General features: G+C 50.9%; 20 protein-coding genes. 3 read left to right on the top strand and 17 right to left on the bottom strand.

Features of this window, described 5'->3' with window-relative positions; translation table 11 throughout:
- Positions 1-2: 2 nt before the first annotated feature.
- A complete protein-coding gene (locus QJT81_04150; protein ID WGZ95194.1) occupies positions 3-752 on the top strand; it encodes an autoinducer binding domain-containing protein in 750 nt (249 codons plus the stop codon).
- A gap of 54 nt (positions 753-806) precedes the next feature.
- On the opposite strand, the gene QJT81_04145 is transcribed toward QJT81_04150, so the two are convergent.
- The 7 genes from QJT81_04145 to QJT81_04115 form a co-directional block, all read right to left on the bottom strand.
- The gene (locus tag QJT81_04145) at positions 807-2,249 is read right to left on the bottom strand and encodes a protein kinase (protein ID WGZ95193.1); all 1,443 of its coding nucleotides are present in this window, start codon (positions 2,247-2,249) and stop codon (positions 807-809) included.
- Positions 2,250-2,259: 10 nt separating this feature from the next.
- A complete protein-coding gene (locus tag QJT81_04140; GenBank protein ID WGZ95192.1) occupies positions 2,260-3,621 on the bottom strand; it encodes a trypsin-like peptidase domain-containing protein in 1,362 nt (453 codons plus the stop codon).
- Positions 3,622-3,639: 18 nt separating this feature from the next.
- Entirely contained in the window at positions 3,640-4,902 is a 1,263-nt protein-coding gene (locus QJT81_04135; protein ID WGZ95191.1) for a protein phosphatase 2C domain-containing protein, read from the bottom strand.
- Positions 4,880-5,434, bottom strand: a complete 555-nt coding sequence (locus QJT81_04130; protein ID WGZ95190.1) for an FHA domain-containing protein — start codon at positions 5,432-5,434, stop codon at positions 4,880-4,882. The genes QJT81_04135 and QJT81_04130 overlap by 23 nt, the downstream gene beginning before the upstream one ends.
- A gap of 63 nt (positions 5,435-5,497) precedes the next feature.
- Positions 5,498-9,058, bottom strand: a complete 3,561-nt coding sequence (locus QJT81_04125; GenBank protein WGZ95189.1) for a hydantoinase B/oxoprolinase family protein — start codon at positions 9,056-9,058, stop codon at positions 5,498-5,500.
- Positions 9,059-9,173: 115 nt separating this feature from the next.
- Entirely contained in the window at positions 9,174-10,187 is a 1,014-nt protein-coding gene (locus QJT81_04120) for a hypothetical protein (GenBank protein WGZ95188.1), read from the bottom strand.
- Positions 10,188-10,283: 96 nt separating this feature from the next.
- Positions 10,284-11,723 carry a hypothetical protein gene (locus tag QJT81_04115; protein WGZ95187.1) on the bottom strand — a complete coding sequence of 480 codons (1,440 nt, stop codon included), beginning with the start codon at positions 11,721-11,723 and terminating at the stop codon, positions 10,284-10,286.
- 125 nt (positions 11,724-11,848) lie between these two features.
- On the opposite strand from QJT81_04115, the gene QJT81_04110 reads away from it, so the two are divergent.
- Together QJT81_04110 and QJT81_04105 are read left to right on the top strand one after the other, a co-directional pair.
- Positions 11,849-13,258: an IS66 family transposase gene (locus tag QJT81_04110; GenBank protein ID WGZ95186.1), complete on the top strand. Its 1,410-nt coding sequence runs from the start codon at positions 11,849-11,851 to the stop codon at positions 13,256-13,258.
- Between the two features lie 226 nt (positions 13,259-13,484).
- Complete coding sequence (locus QJT81_04105) at positions 13,485-15,911, top strand: CHAT domain-containing protein (protein WGZ95185.1); 2,427 nt, start codon at positions 13,485-13,487, stop codon at positions 15,909-15,911.
- Here the strand turns inward: QJT81_04105 and QJT81_04100 are convergent.
- From QJT81_04100 to QJT81_04055, 10 genes are all read right to left on the bottom strand, one after another.
- Positions 15,893-16,498 carry a hypothetical protein gene (locus QJT81_04100; protein WGZ95184.1) on the bottom strand — a complete coding sequence of 202 codons (606 nt, stop codon included), beginning with the start codon at positions 16,496-16,498 and terminating at the stop codon, positions 15,893-15,895. The genes QJT81_04105 and QJT81_04100 overlap by 19 nt on opposite strands.
- A gap of 31 nt (positions 16,499-16,529) precedes the next feature.
- Positions 16,530-17,177, bottom strand: coding sequence for a sigma-70 family RNA polymerase sigma factor (locus tag QJT81_04095; GenBank protein WGZ95183.1), 648 nt, complete (start codon positions 17,175-17,177; stop codon positions 16,530-16,532).
- 148 nt (positions 17,178-17,325) lie between these two features.
- Positions 17,326-17,745 carry a hypothetical protein gene (locus QJT81_04090; GenBank protein WGZ95182.1) on the bottom strand — a complete coding sequence of 140 codons (420 nt, stop codon included), beginning with the start codon at positions 17,743-17,745 and terminating at the stop codon, positions 17,326-17,328.
- Positions 17,746-17,816: 71 nt separating this feature from the next.
- Positions 17,817-18,200 carry a hypothetical protein gene (locus QJT81_04085; protein ID WGZ95181.1) on the bottom strand — a complete coding sequence of 128 codons (384 nt, stop codon included), beginning with the start codon at positions 18,198-18,200 and terminating at the stop codon, positions 17,817-17,819.
- Between the two features lie 140 nt (positions 18,201-18,340).
- Positions 18,341-18,622, bottom strand: coding sequence for a hypothetical protein (locus QJT81_04080; GenBank protein ID WGZ95180.1), 282 nt, complete (start codon positions 18,620-18,622; stop codon positions 18,341-18,343).
- A gap of 264 nt (positions 18,623-18,886) precedes the next feature.
- On the bottom strand, positions 18,887-20,755 hold the full coding sequence (locus tag QJT81_04075; protein ID WGZ95179.1) for a histidine kinase: 1,869 nt from the start codon (positions 20,753-20,755) through the stop codon (positions 18,887-18,889).
- Positions 20,756-20,840: 85 nt separating this feature from the next.
- Positions 20,841-21,449, bottom strand: coding sequence for a response regulator transcription factor (locus QJT81_04070; GenBank protein ID WGZ95178.1), 609 nt, complete (start codon positions 21,447-21,449; stop codon positions 20,841-20,843).
- Positions 21,449-22,837 carry a cache domain-containing protein gene (locus QJT81_04065; GenBank protein ID WGZ95177.1) on the bottom strand — a complete coding sequence of 463 codons (1,389 nt, stop codon included), beginning with the start codon at positions 22,835-22,837 and terminating at the stop codon, positions 21,449-21,451. The genes QJT81_04070 and QJT81_04065 overlap by 1 nt, the downstream gene beginning before the upstream one ends.
- A 169-nt stretch (positions 22,838-23,006) precedes the next feature.
- A complete protein-coding gene (locus tag QJT81_04060) occupies positions 23,007-23,594 on the bottom strand; it encodes a Fe-Mn family superoxide dismutase (protein WGZ95176.1) in 588 nt (195 codons plus the stop codon).
- 126 nt (positions 23,595-23,720) lie between these two features.
- The gene (locus QJT81_04055; GenBank protein ID WGZ95175.1) at positions 23,721-23,915 is read right to left on the bottom strand and encodes an SUMF1/EgtB/PvdO family nonheme iron enzyme; all 195 of its coding nucleotides are present in this window, start codon (positions 23,913-23,915) and stop codon (positions 23,721-23,723) included.
- Between the last annotated feature and the right edge of the window lie 48 nt (positions 23,916-23,963).

The raw sequence follows: 23,963 nt of genomic DNA, 5'->3' as shown, positions 1-23,963 counted from the left end.
CCATGATTGACACTTCCCAACCCTCGACGCCAAACCACCCGTTTGGGGAAGCTTTCACAACACTGACCGACGCCGTTACTGACTTGGGTTTTGACGGGGTGTTGTACTCTTTCTACCCCAAGCCGATGTACTTGAGTAAGGATGCGCAACCCGTGCTGCACTATTCCGCAAGCTTTGCCCCGTTTGTTGCCCACTATATTAAGAACAACTACGGCAACCGTGATTTTGTGTTGCGTCTGGCATTGCAAGACTGGCGCAAACCGATTGATTGGTGGGGGGAAATTAACGCGGGTCGGGTAAGTCGTGAGGAACGGGCAGTAACCGAAGAAGCACGCAACAGCTTCGGTATCCAGTATGGTCTTTCAATCCCTGCACAGCGCGGCACGTTTGCCATCGCTGGCATTTCCGTCATCAGCAAAAATATCAGTGCCAACCACTTTCAGAAATTGAAAAAAATGCACCTTACTCAATTATTTGCGCTTTCCGGCGACTATCACCACGGGGTATTTCATTCAAAAGAGTCTTTGCGATTCTTTATTGCCCCCTTGTTGGACGGCCTGAATGATACGCAAAAAATGGTACTGCGACACGTGCTGACGTTCAAACCCATGAAAAGCATTCCGCATACGTGGGGCATTACACCACGGTACGCGGAAAAGGTATTGGTCAATATTCGCCAAGAATTCGGTAACATCACAACAAATGAACTGCTGTATATCCTTGGAATGATGAACATCCACGAGTATTTATAAGGCGCTGCCCCAAAAATGCCTATAGGAAAAGACAGGTAGTAATTGAGAGATTCCTCATGGGTGGCAATTTGGGTTGACTAAACAATCTCGCGAGTCAGTAGACTTCCCAGAAGGTTTAGACGTGTTGCGGGGTTGCGAGGGCATGACATAAATCGGCACTGTTTTTGTTGTCGAGGGTGTCTTTGGCGTTTTAGGTGATTTGCCACTGGGTTGTGTCTTACCTGAACCCGTTTTGCTTTTATCTTTGCCCTTGCTTTTATCAGTATCCTTGTCTTTCTTGCCATCAGTTGCCGGTTTGGCAGGCTCAGGCGGGGTTGCCGGAGGTGATTCCACATCGGTTTTTGCTTCTTCTGGAGCGCTTGGCGTCGAAGCATCGGCCTCAGGAACGGGTACAGGCGCTGCCAGTGCAGCCACCGGCGTTGGCACGCTCGGAACACTCGCCGGTTTAACCGCAAGCTCACTCGATTGACTCGCTTGATCAGAGGACAGCGCTGCAATGCCCAACAAGGTCAGCCCCAACAGCAAAACCCCACCCAACAGGGAGGTAGCAACCCGACGCTTACCCGCCAGTAACCCACCGCGCATTTTGCCACCCCCTGTTGTCGTGGCTGCATCCACCACCACTGGCTCATTCAGCAACGCCTCCCGCCATTCGGCAACCGTTTGCGGGCGCTCAGCCGCACGGATTTGCAAGCCCCAAGCGATTGCTGCCAGCAGATGCGGGGAATACCCCTCCCCCGGTTCCAGTTCCAGTGGGGTTTCGGTTTCCATCCGTGCCGGAGCATCAGGCGGGTTTTTACCCGTCACACAACGAAACATCACCGCTGCCAATGCGTAAATATCTGTCCATGGGCCTTGTTCCGTCGCATGGTGGTATTGCTCAAACGGGGCATAACCAGGCGTCAAAATAATGCTCAGGCTCATGCTGCGTTCCCCGACCGCCTGACGCGCCGCCCCGAAGTCGATCAGCACAGGTTCGGCATTGTCATTGATCAAAATGTTATCCGGCTTAATATCCCGGTGGATCAACCCGGCGGCATGGATGGTTTCCAGTGCATCCAACAGCGGCAATACCAAATCCAGCAACTGCTCCTGTGTCATGACGCCCTGCCCGTCAAGAAACTGTTGCAGGCTGAATTCACCCGCGTATTCCATCACCATGTAAGCCGTATTGTTCGCCCGGAACGAATGCAACACCGACACAATATGCGGATGCGCACGAAACGCTGCCAATGCCCGCGCTTCACTCAGGAAACGTTCCAACCCCCACTGAAAATTCCCTTCGTCTTTGGGGGAGGTCGGTACCACGGTGTTACCGGCAAGGCGGGTAGCAAATGCACCGGGCAGGTATTCTTTTAACACCACATGGTGGGCTAATTCCCGGTCATACGCCAAATACGCCACACCGAAACCACCGCTGCCCAAGGTGCGCAGGATGTCGTATTCCCGAAGCTGTGTCCCGGCTGGCAGGGCTTGACGGTGTTCTTGGTGTGGCATGGCGTGCTCCTTAGCCTTTACTGAACACAAAGCTGGCTTCGCCTAACGTCAACACATCGCCTTCCGTTAGAATGCGGATGTCGTTAGGTTCCAGTACTTCGCTATTAAGGGTCGTGGGGTTGAGGGTACGCAGCGGGATAAGCTGCCACTGACCATCCTTGTGGTGCAAGCTGGCGTGCTGGCGGGATACCGTGCGTTCAGGGATGGCGCAATCATTAAGCTCCTCGTCATACCCCAACTGCACATGCGTTCCTGTCAGGGGAAAACGCAAATGCCCCAAGCCTTGCAAGCCCTGCAAACAGTAACCACTCTCGACGGGTGCGGTGCTGCTGATCAGTTTATTGTTAACCGACGGATTGGGCGGCGGCGCCTTATGCGCTGAACGCGATGAAGCAGAACGCGGCTGGCTAAACAGTAAGATGCCAAAACCCACCAGTGCAGCCAACACCAAACCACCACCGACTAACCACCACATCGGTATCCCCTCTGAAGCATCCGCCTGTTTCCCTTCTGCTTCCGTCGGGGTGGCAACACCGGTTTGCTCATCACAAGCGCCTTGTGTCTGGAAAGCGACATTCTTAGTTTTTAAAAATGCCATTAACTCTGTCACATTAACCGCAGCATAGTTGGTTTCTTTCGCTTGAGAATTGATCCCCACCACCGCACCGCAGCTATTAACCACCGGCCCACCACTGTTGCCTTTTTCTATGTCCGCACTGTGCTGAACAACACTGACCGGCGTAATCGAACTGGGCAAACCCAGTTTTACGCTCCAATCAGGATCTTCCACCATCCGACTGATGCTCCCATTCTTTACAGAAGGATCACTCATTTGCTTCTCGACAGCTTCCAACTTTTCCTTCGTCATCTTGCCTGCGGCTTCTTCCTCCAAGATTTTATTCACATCCCAAATCTCCCCCACACCGGGAAAGCCCATGGAATAAATAACCTCCCCATCCACCGGTTCTGCTAACGGTAATGCAGGGCGATCACTGAGCGAATCCACTGTCAGAATGGCGAGGTCGCGGTCTGCTAAAATTTCAACATCATTGATTTTTTTAAGTTTCCCCCCGGAAACCCCACCGTCAATAATCAACACACTGGAGCTTTTCACCTCAGGGAAAAACAGTTCTGGGTTGGCAACGTGTGCATTGGTAATCACCTTATTCGGGGCAATCACAAAACCGCTACCATGCCCAAAAGAAATGCGATTCTTTTTATCAACGGTTTCCACATGGATTTTTACAACGCTATTGCGAGCTTGTTGCACCGCATCAGGGCGTCCCGCGCCTTCCGCCGTCTCTACCCATGGCACTGCCAACACCACAAGGAAAGGCAGCAATAGGATGTATTTCAAAAGGTGATTTAACATGGTTATTAACACTCCCGGTCAAGATGCATCTGGAAAAATATCGCGCTTATCCAACTCCTGCACAGGTTCAGCAGGCGGTGGTCGCGGTTTAGGGGTAGGCACGGGTGCTGGCGCACTCGGTGGTGGCGGATTTTTTACGGGGGCGGCTGGAACCGCTGGGGCTACAGGGACTGCCTGGGCGTTGGCAGCCGCTTCTGCGCGTTTTTTATCATGCTCCGCTTTTTCCGCACGTTTTTTAGCGGCTTTACGTTGCTGCTCGGCTTCATCAGCACGCCTGGCTGCCTTTTCCGCCAGCGTTCTGGAGGCTGCGGCTTCCTGCTCAGCCTGCATACGCTGGCGTTTTTCTTCCGCTAATGCCTGACGCTGCTTATCAGCACGCTGTTCAGCCTCTTGGCGTTCCTGACGTTCTTGCGCAATCCGCTGTTCGGCCTGATGCCATTGGTAGAACATCCCCGTCGCCGCACCTAACAACAGCGTTGCTCCCAATATCAGCGGCCAACGGCGGCGATGCTGGGTAACGGGAAGCACCGGATGTTTGAGCACAATCAAGCTGATATTGTCCTGCCCCTGCTGACGTTTGGCTAAGGTTGCCATTAACAAACGCTCTGCCAATATCTGGGCAGACGCTTGCTTATCCAGCAAAGTATTGATGTCAACCGGATTGAGGCTCAACAAACCATCGCTGGCAAGTACCAGCACCGCATCCGTTGGCAAGGTCGCCTGCTGACAGTCGATTTCCTGTAACTTATCCGGCCCCAGCGCACTGGTTAAGGCGTGGGGTTCCTGTACATTGTCCAGTTCCGCACGGGAAATTTTGCCGCTTTCCCATAAGCGCCGGAAACGCTCCGCCACCGTGTGGGTGGCATTGAGTTTGACAATCCCGGTGTCATCTGCCCGATACAACAGGGAATCCCCCACACTGAGCCAATACAGGTCTTGCCCTTGCACAAACACCGCCACCAAGGTAGAACCCATGTCCTGCAATTCGGGATGCTCCTGTGCATACAAACACAGCCGCTGTTGGGTCTGGCGCAAGGTTTGCTCCAAACGCGCCCGGATACTGCCGTGAGTTTGCGGAAAATATTCCCCAAACCACTGTATCGCCATCTCACTGGCTACCTCCCCGCCGGTATGACCGCCCATGCCATCCGCCAAGACCGCAAGGACAGAACCGTCCTCGTATTGGCGGAAACCGAGGTTATCTTCCTGATTGCCCCGGCTGCCGACATCCGTGGCATAACCGATGTCAAAATCACCGTTACGCCCCAGCATCAGCCGCATCCCAACCGAACCCATCCCCACACAAAGCAACGAACTTAAGGGTGGTATTGCCTAAACGCAGGTGTTGCCCATTTTCCAACACAACCGGTGCTAACACCGGAATCGTCGTGCCTGCGCCTTCCAGATACGTCAGATTGGTGCTGTTGCCCCCGCTATGCAGGTAGAACTTGCGCCCACGCGGATCATAAGTAATGGTGGCGTGGCTATCACGGGACAAATTGGCATCCCCAAAGTCCAGCGCCACCCGCTGGTTGCTGCCGCGCCCTAAACTGTTATTGCCGTTGCCCAGTGGCAAGGAAATCCCCTGCCCCGGCCCGTCGATCACCACGACCCAGCCGACCACGGGGTCATGCATGAAATGTTTTTCAGTTGTACCTGCCGCCTCCGCAGTGGGGTTACTGCCGGTATAAATCGCGGTGGCAGGGGCTGCTGTTTGTGGTGTGGGGGGTTCTGGACTCGGATTATTTTTCTTGAGAAATCCGGTATCCAGTGGTTTTTTCATGGCAACCGTTTTATTCGGTTCTTGACTCATGTGACACACTCCTTGATCAACGTCTACGCTATCCACACATACGTTACGCCCCTAAAAATGGGGTTACTCTTTATGCATAAAGGCTCCACCGCCACCCGGTGTTTGCATCACCAACACATCACCCGCCTGCATCTCGCAAGCATCATTGCCGCGCAATGCTTGTACTGTGCCATCCGCACGGATAACCGCATTACGCCCACACTGCCCCGGCTGCCCACCGTTTAGCCCACGCGGCGCATGAATCCGGCTGGAGGAAATCACCGTCGCGGTCATTGCCTCCAAAAACCGCAGGTGACGCTCCACCCCTTCACCGCCGCGCCAACGCCCCTGCCCACCGGAGCCTAGGCGAATGCTGAACCGTTCCACCCTTACCGGAAAACGGGTTTCCAGCACTTCCGGGTCAGTCATGCGGGTATTGGTCATGTGGGTTTGCACCGCACTCGCCCCCTCAAAGCCTTTACCGTGCACATAACCCGCACCCGCCCCGCCGCAAATGGTTTCGTAATTTTGGTAACGTTCGTTGCCGTAGACGACATTGTTCATTGTGCCTTGCGAACCTGCCAAGACCCCAAGCGCCCCGTACAAAGCTTCAGCAACCGCTTGACTGACTTCGGTATTGCCTGCAATCACCGCTGCGGGGTAACGCGGGTTGAGCATGGAAGCTTCCGGCACAATCAGGTGAATGGGTTTCATGCACCCTTCATTCAGCGGAATATCCGCCCCCACCAACGTGCGGAAGACGTATAGCACCACAGAACGGCACACCGCCAAGGGCGCATTGTAATTGCCTGCATCCTGCGCAGATGTACCGCTGAAATCGACCGTGACACTGCGTTGAGTAGCATCGACACGGATAGCCACCTGAATTTCCGCACCATTATCCAGGCGGTGGACATAAGCTGCATCCGTCAACACCTCAATCACCCGACGCACACTTTCCTCCGCATTGTCTTGGACGTGTGCCATATACGCCTGCACTACCTCCAAGCCGAATTGCCCGACCATGTGGCGTAATTCCTTGACGCCTGTGGCATTGGCGGCAATTTGCGCGGCTAAATCTGCCAGATTCTGTTCAATATTACGGCACGGGTACGGCGGCGACAGCAGCAATTCGCGGGTGGCTTGCTCACGGAATATACCGCGCTCCACCAGCTTGAAATTGTCGATCACGATGCCTTCTTCGCTGATGTGGCGGCTATCCGGCGGGGTTGAACCGGGGGTTTTGCCACCAATATCGGCATGATGCCCGCGTGATGCCACCAGGAAAATCAGTTTGTCAGCATCATCGAATACCGGGGTAATGACCGTCACATCCGGCAAGTGAGTGCCACCGTTGTAGGGGTTATTGATCATGAACACATCACCCGCTGCCATTGCCCCGGCATTGAGGCGCAGAATGGTACGCACACTTTCCCCCATCGACCCCAGATGCACCGGTACATGCGGCGCATTCGCCACCAGCCCACCATCGGGGGCGAAAATGGCGCAAGAAAAGTCCAGCCGTTCCTTGATATTGACCGAATGCGCGGTATTCGCCAGTGTTGCGCCCATTTGTTCGGCAATCGACATGAACAGGTTATTGAACACTTCCAGCATGACGGGATCAGCACGGGTTCCCACTGCCTCTTGGCGCTGAAGCGGGGCAATGCGGGTAAGCAGGCGATTGCCAAAAGCATCGGTTTGCGCTTGCCAACCGGCTTCCACCACGATGGTGCTGTTGGGGTCATGGATAATGGCGGGGCCCAGAAGAAAATCCTCCCCTAACCCCTCCTTTTGCAAAGGAGGGGGATAAGAGCTTACATAGGCATGGGTTTCCCCGATTGCTTCCGACGCCAGCCATTCCATTACCAATACGCCCCCTTCCGGCACAAAACCGTAACGTACCTGATGGGCGGCTTCAAAGGCTGTTGTCATCTGTTGCGGCGCATCAAACGCGACGGGGAAGGTTTGATCCGAACCCTGATAACGGATATGCGCCCAGCGTTCCAGCCGGATCTGCTCGCGGGCAATTCCCTGCTGTTGTACCTCGTGCAGGGTGTCGGCTTCCAGTTCAGCTAACACGGCGTGTGCTTCGCCTGTTGCCGTGAGTGGCTTGCCGAATTGCCGTTCACGCAAAGCCCGAATATCCGCCAACCCCATCCCGAACGCTGACAGCACCCCGGCAAACGGGTGGATAAAAATCCGCTGCATTCCCAAGGCATCTGCCACCAAGCAGGCGTGCTGCCCACCCGCACCGCCGAAGCAATTGAGGGTGTATTGGGTCACGTCGTAACCGCGTTGCACCGAAATTTTCTTGATGGCATTCGCCATGTTTTCCACCGCAATGCGCAGGAAACCTTCCGCCAAGGCTTCGGGGGTACGCAGCGAATCGCCGGTTTCTGTGGCAATCTGTTGTGCCAGTTGCACAAACTTTTCACGCACAATGATCACATCCAGCGGCTGATCCGCGTTCACACCGAAGACTTGCGGGAAATGTTCCGGCTGAATCTTGCCCAGTAACACATTGCAGTCGGTCACGGTCAACGGGCCACCTCGCCGGTAACAGGCAGGCCCCGGATTCGCCCCCGCACTTTCCGGCCCCACGCGGAAACGCCCGTTCTCAAACGCGAGGATAGAACCGCCTCCCGCCGCCACGGTGTGAATGCTCATCATCGGCACGCGCATCCGCACGCCCGCGACTTCGGTTTCCAATGCACGCTCGAACGTCCCTGCGAAATGGCACACATCGGTCGACGTGCCGCCCATATCAAAGCCAATCAGCTTGTCGAAACCGGCCGCCTGCGCAGTACGCACCATCCCCACCACACCGCCCGCAGGCCCCGACAGGATGGCATCCTTGCCCTGAAACAAAGCCGCATCCGTCAAACCACCGTTGGATTGCATGAACATTAATCTGGTGGCAGCTTGCGCTTCCCCCAATTCTTCGCGCACCTGTTCGACGTAACGGCGCAGAATCGGCGACAAATAAGCATCAACCACCGTGGTATCAGCACGCGCCACCAGCTTGATCAAGGGGCTAACGCGGTGGCTGACCGAAATTTGCGTGAAACCCACCTGTTGTGCCAACGCTGCGACACGCTGTTCGTGCTGTGGAAATTGGTAGCCGTGCATCAGCGCAATCGCCACCGCCCGCAAACCTGCGTCATAAGCCTGTTGCAAGGCGTGCAGCGTGGCGGTTTCATCTAAGGGTAGCAGGGTTTCCCCCGTGGCGGATAAACGCTCCGGCACTTCCGCAACCGTGCGATAAAGCAATTCGGGTAACACAATGTGCAGGTCGAAAATGCGCGGGCGGTTCTGGTAGCCAATGCGCAACAAATCAGCAAAATCTTGGGTAATCAGCAGCAGCGTGGGTTCGCCCTTGCGTTCCAGCAAGGCATTGGTGGCAACGGTTGTCCCCATTTTCACCGCTTTGATGGTATGCGGGGGCAAGGGTTCGCCGCGTTGCAAGCCCAACAGTTCGCGGATACCTTGCACCGCTGCATCGCGGTAACGCCCGGGGTTTTCCGAGAGGATTTTATGGGTTTTGAATTGACCGTCAGGGGTGCGGGCTACGATGTCGGTGAATGTACCGCCACGGTCTACCCAGAATTCCCATTGTGCTGGCTTTTTTTCTGCGCTGATCATGGGGCTATTCCTAGAAATACAAAACGTTGGTGAAACGTCGATATTACATGGAGACAACCACTCTATGTAATCTTATGCACATAGAGTGGTTAGACACACTTTATTTTTATGGGTGTCACAACGTCACTAAATAAGGCGCTCCGTAATTACCTGTACCATTACCATCCAGTCGGGTATGCAATTTTCCGCCTGAATAATAAAGCTGAATAGTGCTCCCCCCTGCACCCACTAAATTAATTTCACCCTGTTGCAAACGGTTACTAAAACCAATGCGGGTCGAAACATCAACGCAACCATAAACACCGTGGCATAATTTGCCCGTAATCGCCTGAGCCGTCTGATCTCTGCTATTAACGGTCAAATCAATACTGACGGCATCCCCCGCTTTTTGGTCTTTACGCTGCAAATTAGAGGAGGTAACGATTTTAGTCACCCGATTATTCGTCATGGTTTTTACCACAAACTGAGAACCCGTATAAACAAACGCATTCCATGCGGTATCCACGCTTAGATCTTTGTAAGCAATCGCATAATCCAGAAAGACATTATTGGTTGGTTCTAATTTATTCAACGTTAATGTGCTCAACCCATTTTTCAGATAGAGATATGTCTCACAATTTGTATAATTGACATTGAGCGTACCGGTATTGGTACTGTCATTCAAATCACCTGAAACCACGAAGTAACCACCATAAGGACAAGCAATAGTTCCAGAATTCACAGGGCGAGCCTGCGTGCGTTGCTGTGCTACGTATTGCTCCATCAACTGCACAATTTCATCTTTCACCGCATCAGGCATTAAACTAGTGGTTGGTTTTTCTGGCGCAGTTAAGTCGGTATCCGAACGAAACACATAACCATCCCCTTTATCGTCAGACTCAAAAATGGAAAACAGCAACAATTCGACAAAGGCTGTATGATTAATCGCAGTAAGCTGTGCCATCTGCGTAGCGCCTGATGCAGACACATAATTATTATAGCCACCGCCACCATCCCCTTTCGCTTCCAACAAGCTTAACGGCCCCATCGAATTACTGGGCGCGGCGGTGCTACCAACACTACTGCCGCCGCCACAAGCCGCCAAGGCACTGCTCACCAATAACACGGTTGTCCACTGTTTCATTTTCATCTCGCATCTCCCAATTATTACAAAATACACTGAAGCAATACGTCGTTTTCATTTGTATGGGGTTAACATCAAATAAACATTGATATGGGATTATTTTTATGGGCTTAGCCATGGTTTCAATAACGGATACGCCTGATCAAACCGCCCGTATAGGGCAATCCCATCAGGGCGCTCGCAAGAACTCGAACTTGTGCCGCGTGACAACACACCATTCACGTAATACTTTCCTTGCTCCTCAAACCACAGCCCAGAACCACTTGCCCCTTTATCCGTCGTACCATTGAGCCAACGCACCACCGCAAACTCACCTTGGGGATCACGCACTAACCCACTCGCCGCGAACGTGCCGTAATCCACAAACGTACCCAGTGCAAATTGCTTAGGCAGTGTCAGGGCATGATGAATCCCCGCAATGGCCTGACCCGACGGCAACGCGCGATTAGACCACCCCGCAAACAACACCCCTTGCGCTGGAATTTTATTGAGACTTAACAGCGTGGTATCCAAGGTTTTGTCCGTCACCAACAGCGTTGCACCGCCATCAGCCCGCAGCACCTTATCCCGAGCATCACTGCCCCCACAGCTCGAGTTCTCATAAAACCAAAAGGAATTCAAGGTAGTGGCAACGGCGGCGCTATCCACACAATGGTTTGCGGTCAAAAAATACGGCTTGCCATCCGCACGGGTATTGTTGAGTAACTCGCCGGTACAAAAGTACTCGATGTCTTCGTTCACAACCAAGAAAAGCGCGGTAGAACTCCCCCGCAACTGCCATTCGGGTGTGGCACACGCCATATCCACAAAACAAGCCACCGCATTGTCTTCTAACGTACCCCGTTGTACCGCCCCTGTCAGTGGGTCTAATACCGAGTGGGACAGCTTGACAACCCGCAACGCCAAGGCATCCGGTGCAATGCCCTCCGGCACAAAGACTTCCACACGTAAGGTATCGCCTGCTAACGATGGCGACCAGAACGTTGCCTCCCCCGCCTGCTGAATGATTTGCGGTTTTAGCGTGTCATGGGTATAGGCATACACCTGCTGCGGGTCGTGTGGTGCGTAAAACCGCAACTCCACCCCCGCAGGCAAGTTTCCCAATACAAACTGCCCACGAATCCGTTTAGCATCCGGGGAACGCCACCCCAAATGTGCAACCTGCCCACCCTCAACCGCTAACCACTGCCAGGTATCCGGCTCACCTAGCGTATTGGGAACGGCACGACTCATCCCAATCCGCGTGCGGCGTTGCTGCGGTTCATCCGCAGTTTGTTGCCATTGTTGTAACTCCGCTGCGCTCAGTGGTGGCAACACAATGTCTTGTGGCACGAGCGCCCCGCGCCCTGCACGTTTTGGAAAATCAGTGGGGTCTAAACGCAAGGTAGCCGGAACCTCCCATGCCGCAGCGGCCTCATTCGAGGGCAAATCGGCCTGTTCCAAACCATCGACTTGGGTGATGTCAGCGGCATAGATCGGCAAAACACTCAAACTGCCAATCAGTAATAAGGTGCTGATAGAAAATAAAACGGGGTATTTCATGACACTTCCTCGCCAGTTAATGAAGTAACTGCCAGGAAATACGTCATGTATCACAACAAGGGGGGAAATTTTAATAATTATTTTGTAACTACTCAGTCTCCTAAAAAATCAGCTACACTATCGATATGAACCAGCTACCCCGCCCAACACGAGAAAGTCTCCAGCAGTTAAGCCACGCCGAATTGGTGGAGTTAGTGTTGACGCTGTTTGACCGTATTGATCAGTTGACCGCCCGCGTGAATGAGCTGGAAGCACAGCTCAACAAAAACAGTAAAAATTCACACAAGCCCCCGTCATCGGATGGACTGAAACGCCAACCCGCACAGCCGCGTCAGCTTGGACAACGCCCAAAAGGTGGCCAGCCAGGTCATAAAGGGCATAGCCTCGTGATGCACCCATCACCCGATCACGTGGAATATTACGGTGTTGCCGGGCATTGCGACTGTGGTTTGCCGCTAACCGAAGCCCTGATTGAGACAGGTGAATGTCGGCAACAGTGGGACATTCCCGAACCCCAAATCGTGGTCACGGAACACCGCCAACTGATTTGCACGTGTGGTTGTGGCAAGGTTCATAAAGGCGAATTCCCGGCAACACTCGCCCCTTACATCAGTTACGGCGCACGTTTAAAGGCCTATACGGTGGGTTTGGTACAAGGTCATTTCATTTCGCTGTCACGGGCAAGCGAGATTGTATTCGACCAATACGGTGTTAAGCCTTCCGATGGCAGTGTGCAGCACTGGATCGGTCAGGCGAGTGAAAACCTGACGGCCACTTATACAGCTATTCAGAACACCATTAGTAGCAGCGACGTGGCTCACTTTGATGAAAGCGGAATGCGGGCGCAAGGCAAAACCCAATGGTTGCATGTAGCCGCAACACCCGAAGCCGTTTACTACACTGCCCATGCACGGCGCGGATACGAGGCCATGACAGCGGCGGGAATCCTGCCGGTATTCCAAGGCGTTGCGGTTCATGACCATTGGAAACCGTATTTCCGCTTTGATCAGGTGGTACACAGCCTTTGTGGGGCGCATCTGCTGCGGGAGTTGAACTACTTTGATGAAACCCTCAAACATCAATGGCCTGCACAACTCAAACAGGTCTTGATTGATGCTAAGACCGCAGTGGCTGAAGCAAAAGACGCGCAACAAACGGCATTGTCGCTGGAGCAAATGACTGAACTCAAGCAACGTTATGACCAATGGGTGAATCACGGACTGTTGATTTTCCCTGAACAACCTAAAATCAACCCTAAACAAGGCAAAGCCAAACAAGACCCCGCCAGAAACTTGTTATGCCGTCTACGTGACTTCAAGGATTCGGTGTTGCAGTTCATTCAGCGGTTTGATGTACCGTTTGACAACAATCTGGCTGAACGAGCCGTTCGACCCGTCAAAGTTAAACTCAAGGTGGCGGGTGGATTCCGCGCAATGGGCGGTGCGGAGGCTTTTTGTGTTATCCGTTCCGTGTGGGAAACCGACAAGATTCAGGGGCGAAATCCGTTTGAGTCTCTCAGAGCGGTTTTTGGATAGACTGAGTAGTTACAACAAAACAAATAGTAACAATATCCCACTTAATAAATATTCGATAGGGTCTAGTTTTTTCATAAAGAACTCCTTATTCCTATGGCATCAACTAAGATTAAGACGTATTGCCTCCATTAATTTACTCATTCACTCATATATTCATACGCGTTCTATTAAAAATAGGGTTAATTGTGATAATTTGCTGTCACCCTAGCCACCCTGAGATGTCGTGATGTTGCCAATAGCCCGTGCTTGGATGCCATTCATCATCAGCTTACTGTTGAGTATTGTCAGCACAAATAGCGTGTCATACGCCAGTGATTTGGATTGCAGTCAACCGCCGCCGCCACCCGCTCAACCAGACGATATGAACCACCAATCGGCACTCGGACGCTATTACGACCAATGCTTACTCGATTACGACCGAGCCAAACAAGCCTTTGACCGCAGTCTGGCAAGCGCCCAACAACACTTAGCCCCACACGACCCGACTATTGCCATTGCTAAACTTAACCGCTTACGTTTGGAACTGGACTGGCAAAAACCTTGGGCAACGCCAAAAGCGTGGGACAACCTCATCAGCGCCCTAACCGAGATTGAAACAACACTACGTGGCGAGGCTCGCCATGCAGAAGCGCTCATGCTCCTAGCTGATGCGCATTACTATGCAGCGCTCAATACCCCCTTACAGCGTGCCGCCCACATCAACACCGCCCAACACCACTATCAAAGCGCTCTAAAACACCAACAACCCCCTGCTGAAACCGCCATCACACACAGCAATCTCGCCAATACCTACCGCTTACAGGAAGACTATCAGCAGGAAGCCGCTCACTTAACACAAGTAGCAAACCTACTGGCGAGCACCAAGCAACAAAACACCGAAGCCTACACCCTCAACCGCTACAAACAGGCTGAGAATCACCGCAAACAACACCACTATTCACAGGCGGAACCGGCTTACCAAGACAGTTTACAGCGTTATCAAACGTTCCCGCCCACACTGCACCGTGACAAAGCCATTGCCCGCATCCAACTTGGTCTGGCAGAAACCCACCTGCAACAACAACGCTACGCCCAAGCACACACGGCTATTGAGCACGCCGCACAGTTTTACCTCAACACCAACACCACCAAGCTCAACCACGGCACACTGATTGCCGCCCAAGACGATTTGCAAGACCGCCAACGTTTTGCCCGTTTGCAACTGCGTTTTAGCAGTCACCCAGCAACCAGCAGACTCACCTCAAGCACCTTACCGGCTGCATTTTGGGCTATCCAGCAATTGCACGGCCTGGAACGGCTGCAAGGCTTACAACAAGCCCTGATGCGCTTAAGCATCCAAAACCCCGAACATCGGCAAAGCATCAGTGACTTATGGAAAACCTACAAAATGCTGGAAGACAATGCGCAATACCAAGCAAGCACGCATCAGGCAGCCGAGTCACAACGTTTACAGCAAGCACTCAATGAAGCTGAGCAGCAACTGCAAAAAACCTTGCCAGCTTACCGCCAACTGGCGCAAGCCAAACCACTGGCTTTAAACCCTGATAACACCCTGAGTAACCTACGTAAAGGCGAGGCGTTGCTGGCGTGGGTGTTTGAGCGTGACCCGCAGACGAAGGAACAACTCGCTTATGTCTTCGTTGCCGCCCACCAGCGCCCTGCCAAATTACACGCCTTAACGTTAACGCCTGATTTTCAGCAAGACATCATGCGCCTGCGGCAAGCCATGACCCCGCAAACGTCAACGCTACCCGATTTTGATTTGCAAACCGCACACCGTTTGTACCAAACGTTATTTGCCCCAGTCGTCGACGATTTGCAGGAAATCCAGCACCTGATTGTGGTAACAGACGACGAATTACAACACCTGCCCTTGCATCTGCTGGTGACCCAAGCCCCGACCTCACGCGATTATCAGCAAGCCGCCTGGCTCATGCAGCAATACACCTTCAACTACCTGCCCGCTGTCAATGCCCTCAAGAGCTTGCGTGAATTACCCTCACCACCCTCACCGGATCCGCGCAAACGTTTTCTAGGCATCGGCGCACCACTGGGGAGAGCGTTATCAGGGGCGAAAGCAGAGCTGGAACATCAGCATCAACTGCTGTGTACAGCGCACCATGCCAACACCGATTGCCGCGTATTAACCGCTAAAGACGCCACAGAACAAGCGTTGAAACAGTTAATCGATCCCCAAAAGCCAGAAACCACCTTTCAAATCATCAGTTTTGCCACCCATGCAGCCCCCCACAACACACAGGACAATACCGAAGCCTTTCTGGAACTGGGAAAAACCAAGGATGAAGACGGGCGTGTCACCGCCAGTGAAATTATGGCGTTAACACTTGATGCCGATATAGTGCTGTTGTCTGCGTGCAGCACCGGCAGTATCAGTGACACCACACAAGGCATGTCATCACTGGTCAAAGCTTTTTTCAGTGCCGGTTCGCGGCAAGTGCTCGCCACCGCTTGGGACATTGACTCCCCCACCACCCAAACCTTGATGCAAGCACTGTTCACCGCATTACCAACCACGTCCACCCACTGGGCAAGCGCGTTACAGCACGCAATGCAACACACCTTGCAAAAAAATGCTGAGCACGCCCACCCATTTTACTGGGGCGCATTTCAACTTTATGGATTGGATGGCTGAAAATTGGGGTAACGTTGCTGCAACGCCATGGTTTCGCGCTGCACTTGCTGCTGCGCCTGCTGCTCACACTGTTGGATTGCTGCCCACCACGTGTCAGGATCACCCCGTAGCGCCTCACTGAATTCACAAGCACCCGTTGCATCATCTGCCGCCGTCGTGCTGCGCAACTGCCATTCCTCCGGTGTCACCTGCGGTGTCAACAACGTTGGGGTCAGCAACACCCCTAATAACCCGCCAATGACCAATACCGCAGGCAAACTAAACGCCGGACCCGGCAATGGTAATAATACCCACCCCTCTGGCGACCATAAGGTTTTCCACCAGGGTTTTTTTTTCTCTGCTTGCAGCGCCCGTAACCGCGCTTGTAAAGGTGCTGGCATCAACTCATCATGCAAAAAGGGCTGTATGGAGGGCTGTTTACTCAGTTTTTGGCGCTCTGCATCGCTTAACGCCTGCACATTGTCATGCACTTGTTGCTGAAAATCCTCATCCAATAATGCGGCTTGGTAAAGTGCCTTTAATTCACGCTCCATGACTGGATCAGTGTCATCATCGTCCTCATCTCTACCATCGGATTCATGCTGCATTTTATTTGCTCCTTACCTTCCCCGTGAGGGTTTAACCTAAACGCGCTTTCAAGTGTTCTTTTGCCAACCGTAAATGGTTACGCACTGTTTCATACTTTTCCCCGGTAAGCGCGGCAATTTCTTTGACCGATAACTCTTTTGTATATTTTAAGTGTAACGCAAGCTGCTGTTTCTCAGACAATTGCGCCACGGCTTGTTTAAATAACGTCAAGCGCTCTTGTTTTTTTAAATCCTCTTCCGCACCTAAATACTCAGCTTCCGGTGTGCTTTGTTGATACAACAAATCCACATCAGGGTGTGCTGACCAAATTGCGTTGTCATGCGTCTCATCTGGATCAGCCGCAAAACTCACAAAGCCACCGCTTGGCTTACGCTTTTGGCTATTCTGCTGGCGAACCGTATCCCGCGCCTGTCGCAATGCCACTGTATGCAACACTGACCACAAGCCGGAATCCGGCAAGGCTTTTCCACAATATTCATCAATTAAGATTAACCAAGTATCTTGCAGGCAATTCTCCGCCGCCTCAATGTCATTAAAAATCAAGCTGCGGCGAATATAGCGCCATAAGCGTTGCCCGAAGGTGCGCTGCATCTCTGCGTCCGCTTGGCGCTCTTTCTGGCAAAAACGCTGAAACAACTGCTGCTCATACGCTTTCAAAGTGTTGTCGTCGTTATGCATAGGGTATACGTCCTGTGAGGTAAAAAGGGGTTAAAACCTCAACTGCCGCAAGCATGTTACGCGCATTCCTTGGGATGGACTCACAAGATTTTTTGATGGGGATAAAAAAAGTCGAGGCAGTTACCCCGGCATCATTAAAAAACAAAAGCTATTGATTTTTATGAACTTTCCCCGCTATTTCGGCAACAACTTTTCTAAACACATTGCAAAAGTGATCGCCTTCGGTAGAAACGGAATAAGTTTGAAAGGTTTGCAAAAAAGCATCGCGTTGGATACGCAAACACTTCTCCCAATTGTATTTGGACACATGCGTGGTATCAACCATTCTAATTAACGGTTTAAGATCCAAACCGCGAGTAATGCCTGCTTCAAACAGCAACCACTCCGCATTCAACAAGTCTGTGGAAAAATACCGATCATTCTCAGTCATCTTGTTGACTGAATCCCGCCCGATCGAATAAATTTGAATACACGCAGCCGATTTTTTCATGTCTTCAATAACTCGCTCCGTAATACTGGATTCAGCGCTGTCATCCGTAGAAATGGCTACAAGACCGTATTCAGCCAATGTATCTTCAATAAACTTCCAACGTTCACTTTTAAAACTTCTGCGCAGTGAAACAAAAACTTTGTAAGTACTTATGCAAAAGTTTTTCGGAAAAACCACCCCTTACAAATCAATCGGTTACGATTGCAAAGTTCCGAGTAACTTATGCCTAAGTACTTAATATGATTAATAAAACTATCACAATCCTCTGCATTTTCTTCACAAAAAACAGTCTTAAATATTTCCGAAACTTCCTGCACAATTGATCTAATATCAGCGTATTTTAGGCGTATACGTAATCTAAGCAACCCTCCCCACGCTGCATGGGGCAAGGAGGACAAGATTAGATTGGATTTATTGGCGTGTTCGTATACGCCCCAAAAACGATACCCCGAACGAATGCCAATCGGCAACATCAGGTGTTTATCAATATGAAAACCTTTCTGAGACAAAATAATTGTATCGTTATATTCCATGACGCCGCACCTCTCACTAAACAGATAAATGATTCAGACTTATCGTAAATGTGCTCCTTCTCTAGGTTGTGTTGTGGCAAAGGGGTTTCAAAAGAGTGTAGCGCATGTATGCAAAATAACATCACCTACATGCGCACTGCTCAAGGCAAGACCCGAACGGTAGAAACCATACCGTAGAGCATGGGTTCAGCATCGCCAAGCTTATCGGGAGCCGCCGGTGAGTTGCGCTCTGGCATTTCAGGCGTAGCACAATCCTTCGGGTTATGCGCCGCGTCAACAGATGCATCTGAAGGTTTGCAGGAAACAGGCGAAGCAGCACCTTCATAACGGTTTACACTGCGTGTCTCTAATTCCGTAGCAAAACCATTAACGTACATCAACGGTAATAACAAGCTGGTCAACAAAACTCGCATCATTTTCATCTTATGTCACTCCCTGCATTCATCGCATTCTTAATTCGTTCTAGCCCGTTGCCAGAATGCCTTTATGTTGAATGAAGTAAGCCAAGACAAAAATTGACGCTATTACGCATTTTGCCGTGTATGATTACCTAAGATAACTAAGCAAAAATACGACAATGCTGCTAATAAATACTGAGGCACTAAGTAAAACTACGTAGTGCCACTAAATTATCGACACAAAAAACCCAGCATAAGCTGGGCTTGATCGTTAGGTAGTAGCTAGTGTTATTTTTCTGGAATTCTAACGCGAATCGTCACGCCCATTTTCCCATTAATCTCAAATGTTCCGCCTTGACTGGCAACACGTTCGCGCATATTTTTAATACCAATCCCTTCAGAACGCTTAAAAGTTTCATCATCAAAACCTTGTCCATCATCCTGGATAGTTAAATCAAACATACCGTCTTTCTGTTGCAAGCGAATCAATACCCGCGACACACCATGAGCATGGTTTTCAACATTTTCTATTGTTTCCCTAACAATAAGAAAAAACATTTCAGCAACTGTTGTGGGTAATGCAAAAAAATCCAACTCAATATCACGAATAATTTTGATCCCTTTGGCTTCAAATCTTACTTCGACATTATCCAGAAACTCTAGCAAGTCATACGGATGAGCATTCTCTTCCTTATTCTCAATACAGGCATCAATAACATGAGAAATATCACGCATGTCTGCAATACTCGTATTGATAGTCGCCATAACTTTTTGCAAATACTCTTCACTTTTTGCCGAACTGGTATGCACATTCTTCAACGCCAACTCAGCAAACATTCTTGTACCCACTAGATCCTGCTTAATTTTATCATGCAATTCCCTCTTAACCTTTTTAAGCTTTGCCATCATATCGGGATCGGGGTCAGGATAGGTTACGTCTGGAGCAGGCTGTTCAGGTAACAAGGTTTGTGGCAATGCCACTACGCGCTGCCTCATAAAGTAGAACCACATGAGTATACCGACCATGAGCACCATACTGCATAGCACCAACCCCCAAAATAATAAACGCTGCCATGATAATGATTCAGCGAGCAGTAATGACTTCCAAAATCCATCATCAACATCTGAAGCCGTTAAGCTCTTTTCCATTAAAGCTAAACTTTCTTTGAAACGAGTTTCATCTGCCTCAGCCAACAGTCCCAATAAAGCACTGACAGTATGACTATTAACACCATATTCTGCGGCTTTATAGGGTAAGGCTTCAGCAATCGACATATTGTCTTTTAATGCCAACATGTGACGCGGGATGCCTTTTTTACCCAATGCGTCAATAATTGCCTGTCTACCGCCACTTTCAGCCTGAATCCATTTATCAATTTTCTTTTTTAACGCTGACGATCCATCTTTTTCACGCGGAGCATTATAAATAACAACTGCGAACTCCTCGCGGGAATAGCCTTGCATAGGAGATTCTATACTATACGAATCCTGTTTCTTTGCTTGGGCTATTTCTGTATTAAAAATATCTAACAAAACAATATCATCACCAATATAAGCATCAATACTGTTCTCATCGTCTGATAACAAATTAGCAATCGCATCAGTACGCTCAACAAACTCCGTTGGTGGCTGAGCGGTAGGAAAAAATGCATTAACAGCGACCATAGTAGAAATCGGTGATTTATCAGAGCCTTTTTGTATGCCTATCTTTAAACTATTGGGGTTAGTATAGAGTATTTGAATCTTATTGCGCCGAATTAATAGGCGGGCGCGTGCCACAAAAAAAGGCACAGAAAACTCCCCCTTCAACCCTGCTTGTGTAGTAATACGTTCCTGAGTTAATGAATCAGAGCCACATTGAATTCCAATACGATTACTGCCTAAATATTTATGAAAGTTTTCAAACCGTTGTGCAGCATTAGAAATTTGGTATTGGTTTTCAACAGGAATGTCGTGACCACTACTTTTTAAAAAGGCCAATAAACTACCGCAGAAACCATCAGCAGTCGCGCCATTACGATCCATTTTTCCATAACTGATCGGCGAAGCATCGGTCGCGTAACCAAACACCACCGGAACCGGTTCAGATTCTGCGGCTACAGAACCCACGAGCAACAAACCTAGCAACCCCCAAGCAAGCGCTTTGACACTCAACATACGATACTCCCGCTAATATGCCGAAATTTTACCTCGCATCAGAGTGTAGCGCATAAGCAGTAAATTTTATTCACCTTGCCAAGTATTAAATTAAACCATGATCCAGCGCATAGCGTGTGAGTTCAGCCACCGAGCGTAGCCCTAATTTATCGCGAATGTTTTGGCGATGGGTTTCCACCGTGCGGGTTTCGATCTTCAGTATTCGGGCAATTTCACCACTTTGCTTGCCCTTTGCCACCAATATCAACACTTCCGTTTCGCGGGATGTCAGGGGGCTGCTTGATGATACCGTTGTTGGCGGATACGGCGAGACGAACATACCACGCTGCACAGTATCAATGGCGTGTAACAATCGATCCGTATCACAATTGTTCTTTGCCATATACCCCTTTGCCCCTGCCTGCATCGCTTTAGCTGCGTATTCAGGGGAATCTTCCAGCGTTAACATCAGCACTTTGATTTGCGGCAATTGCTGGGCTAACGCTTGCGTTGCCCTTAACCCATCCATTACCGGCATGTGAATATCCATTAAAATCACATCAGGAAGTAACTCCGCAGCCAGTGCCAAAGCGTCTCGCCCATTCCCCGCCATCCCCACAATCTGCATTCCTGCATCCCGTAATACTGCCGCAAAACCATCACGAACAATGGGATGGTCGTCCACAATCAATAAACGTAAACCCGTATTTTCCATCACTTCCTCCCATCCATAAATAGTAACGGTAATTGCGCAGTAATGCGTGTGCCTTGCTGTGGTGAACTGTGCAATTGAAACTGCCCACCCAATAATTCCACCCGCTCACGCATGTGCAACAATCCCAAACCGCGCCCCGCCTGTAAATGTTCGGGGTCAAAACCTTTGCCATCATCCCGCAAGGTCAGCAACAACTGTTCCGGCGCTTGCCGAACTTCAAGGTGCACCTGAGTGGCTTGGGCATGGCGCTCAATATTGGAAAAGGCTTCTTGCACCACGCGATACACCATAATTGCCACTTCTTCACTCAACTCATGCGGTATAATTTGCCAATAACGGATAACCCGGATACCGGTACGTTCCTGAAATTGCTTGGTCAAACTCTCCAAAGCCACTTCCAGACCCATTTCATCCAGCAAGGCGGGGCGCAAACTGTGCGACACCTGCCGGACTTCCTTAATCGTGGTATCCAACGTTTCCAAAGCAACTGCCAAACTATCGCGGTAACTGGCATCCCCTTTAACTAGTTGGCGTTGTGCCAGCTCAATACGAAACCGCACCGCCACCAAGAGCTGATTAATGCCATCGTGCAATTCACGCGCAAACCCACGCCGTTCCTCAATCTGGAGCCGCACGAAATGGTGTACCAGTTGCCGTAAGTGATCATCAGCCAGCCGATTTTCATGCCAATTCACCCAAAACACCAACAACACGAGGCTGACTATCGCCCCCACCAACAACAGCAACATGTAGCGAAAGGTGTTATCAATGCGGGTACTGACCTGCTGGAGATGGGTTTCGACTTCCGCCCCCACGTCATACAACCCGGTTCCGACAACCCACTGCCAAGGTTCAAGAACACGGGCATAGCCGATTTTTTGTTCATAAAGCCCGGTCGACGGGCGTTCCCAGCGGTACGCCACCACGCCGTCTTGCCGCTGTGCTTGCTGCAATAACGCTGGTACGACAGGCAAATCGAGCTTGTTTTTCCCAACAAAATCGGGCTTAACAGGGTGAACGAGATTCACCCCTTGGAGGTCATACACGTAAAAATAACCATCTTCCCCAAAAAACAGTTTCTCATTGAATAAACGTTTCACCGCTGTTTGCTTCTCGGTTTCGCTTAACCGGGCATCCTGCATAATGGGTTCTATGGCGGCAAAGGCTAAGTCCAGCAAAAACGTCAATTCTTTTTCCTTGCTCGTCAGCAAGCTCTGTTCCACGGATTGCCGTTGCGCGATGGCATCACGTTCCAGTTGTTGGCTGGCGAGGAGAATCACGGTTGCCAGCAATAGCAAGGGGACTATGGCCAGCAATAAAACTTTCATGCGCACTGAAAGCTTGGTTTTTCTGGGGGTTAAACCACGGCTGTCGCCTGATGTCACCATTGCTAATCTCTTGTTTTGTACTTGACCCTCAGAGTATGACGAAATGACGCGGCGCGAGGAATTCGGGAAATTACGCGCATGGCTACGTATTTCTACGTAGCGGTTGGCTTCTCCAACGCAAAAAGCCGAGACTGGCTCGGCTTTTTGCATTCAGGTAAAACGCTAAGGCTTACGCTGCGAAATTCTTCTCAGCAAACTCCCAGTTCGCCAGCGAGTTCAGGAAGGTCTCAACGAATTTAGGACGCAGGTTGCGATAGTCGATGTAGTACGCATGTTCCCACACGTCCACGCACAGCAGGGCTGTATCGCCAGTAGTCAACGGCGTGCCAGCCGCACCCATGTTCACGATATCTACTGAACCGTCAGCTTTCTTGACCAACCAAGTCCACGCAGAACCGAAATTGCCCACAGCAGAAGCGGTGAAGGCGGTTTTGAATGCGTCAAAAGAACCCCATTTCGCATCAATGGCAGCAGCCAATGCGCCAGTCGGTGCGCCGCCGCCATTTGGCTTCAGGCAGTTCCAGAAGAAGGTGTGGTTCCACACTTGCGCTGCATTGTTGTAAACGCCGCCAGCCGGTGCGGATTTCACGATGTCTTCCAGACTCATGCTTTCAAACTGAGTACCGGGAATCAGGTTGTTCAGGTTAGTCACGTAAGCGTTGTGGTGCTTGTCGTGGTGGAATTCCAGCGTTTCGGCTGACATGTGTGGGGCAAGTGCGTCTTTCGCGAAAGGCAGTTCTGGCAGGGTATGAGCCATGGGTCGTTACTCCTCTAGTCGTTAGGATTTATGGTCAGGGCGTAAGATAGGGCATTTGGGGCGTGTGGTGCAATAAGCCTGTGTTCGGGGGATGAATTATGAAGATTTTTACTGATCGGTGATGGCTTAGAAATCCAGAGCAAGCCGGAAACCAATGTGGCTACCACTTTTATCCTGCTCTTCACTCGAACGATAGACTGTGCGTACATTCTGGGCGCTATCGCTCCACAGGCCACCACGGACAACACGTTTACTCTCTGTCACACAGGCATTCGTGACTTTGGCAGATGCTGCTTGATTCGGGCACGTGATTCCGGGCATAGGGGAGGCTCCGAGGGTTGTTCGGTGTGGGGTGCTGCGTATCAGGCG

This window comes from Candidatus Thiothrix putei (assembly GCA_029972225.1).
Classification (GTDB): domain Bacteria; phylum Pseudomonadota; class Gammaproteobacteria; order Thiotrichales; family Thiotrichaceae; genus Thiothrix; species Thiothrix putei.
Note: the sequence above shows the minus strand (reverse complement) of the source record. Positions and strands in the feature narration are given on the sequence as shown.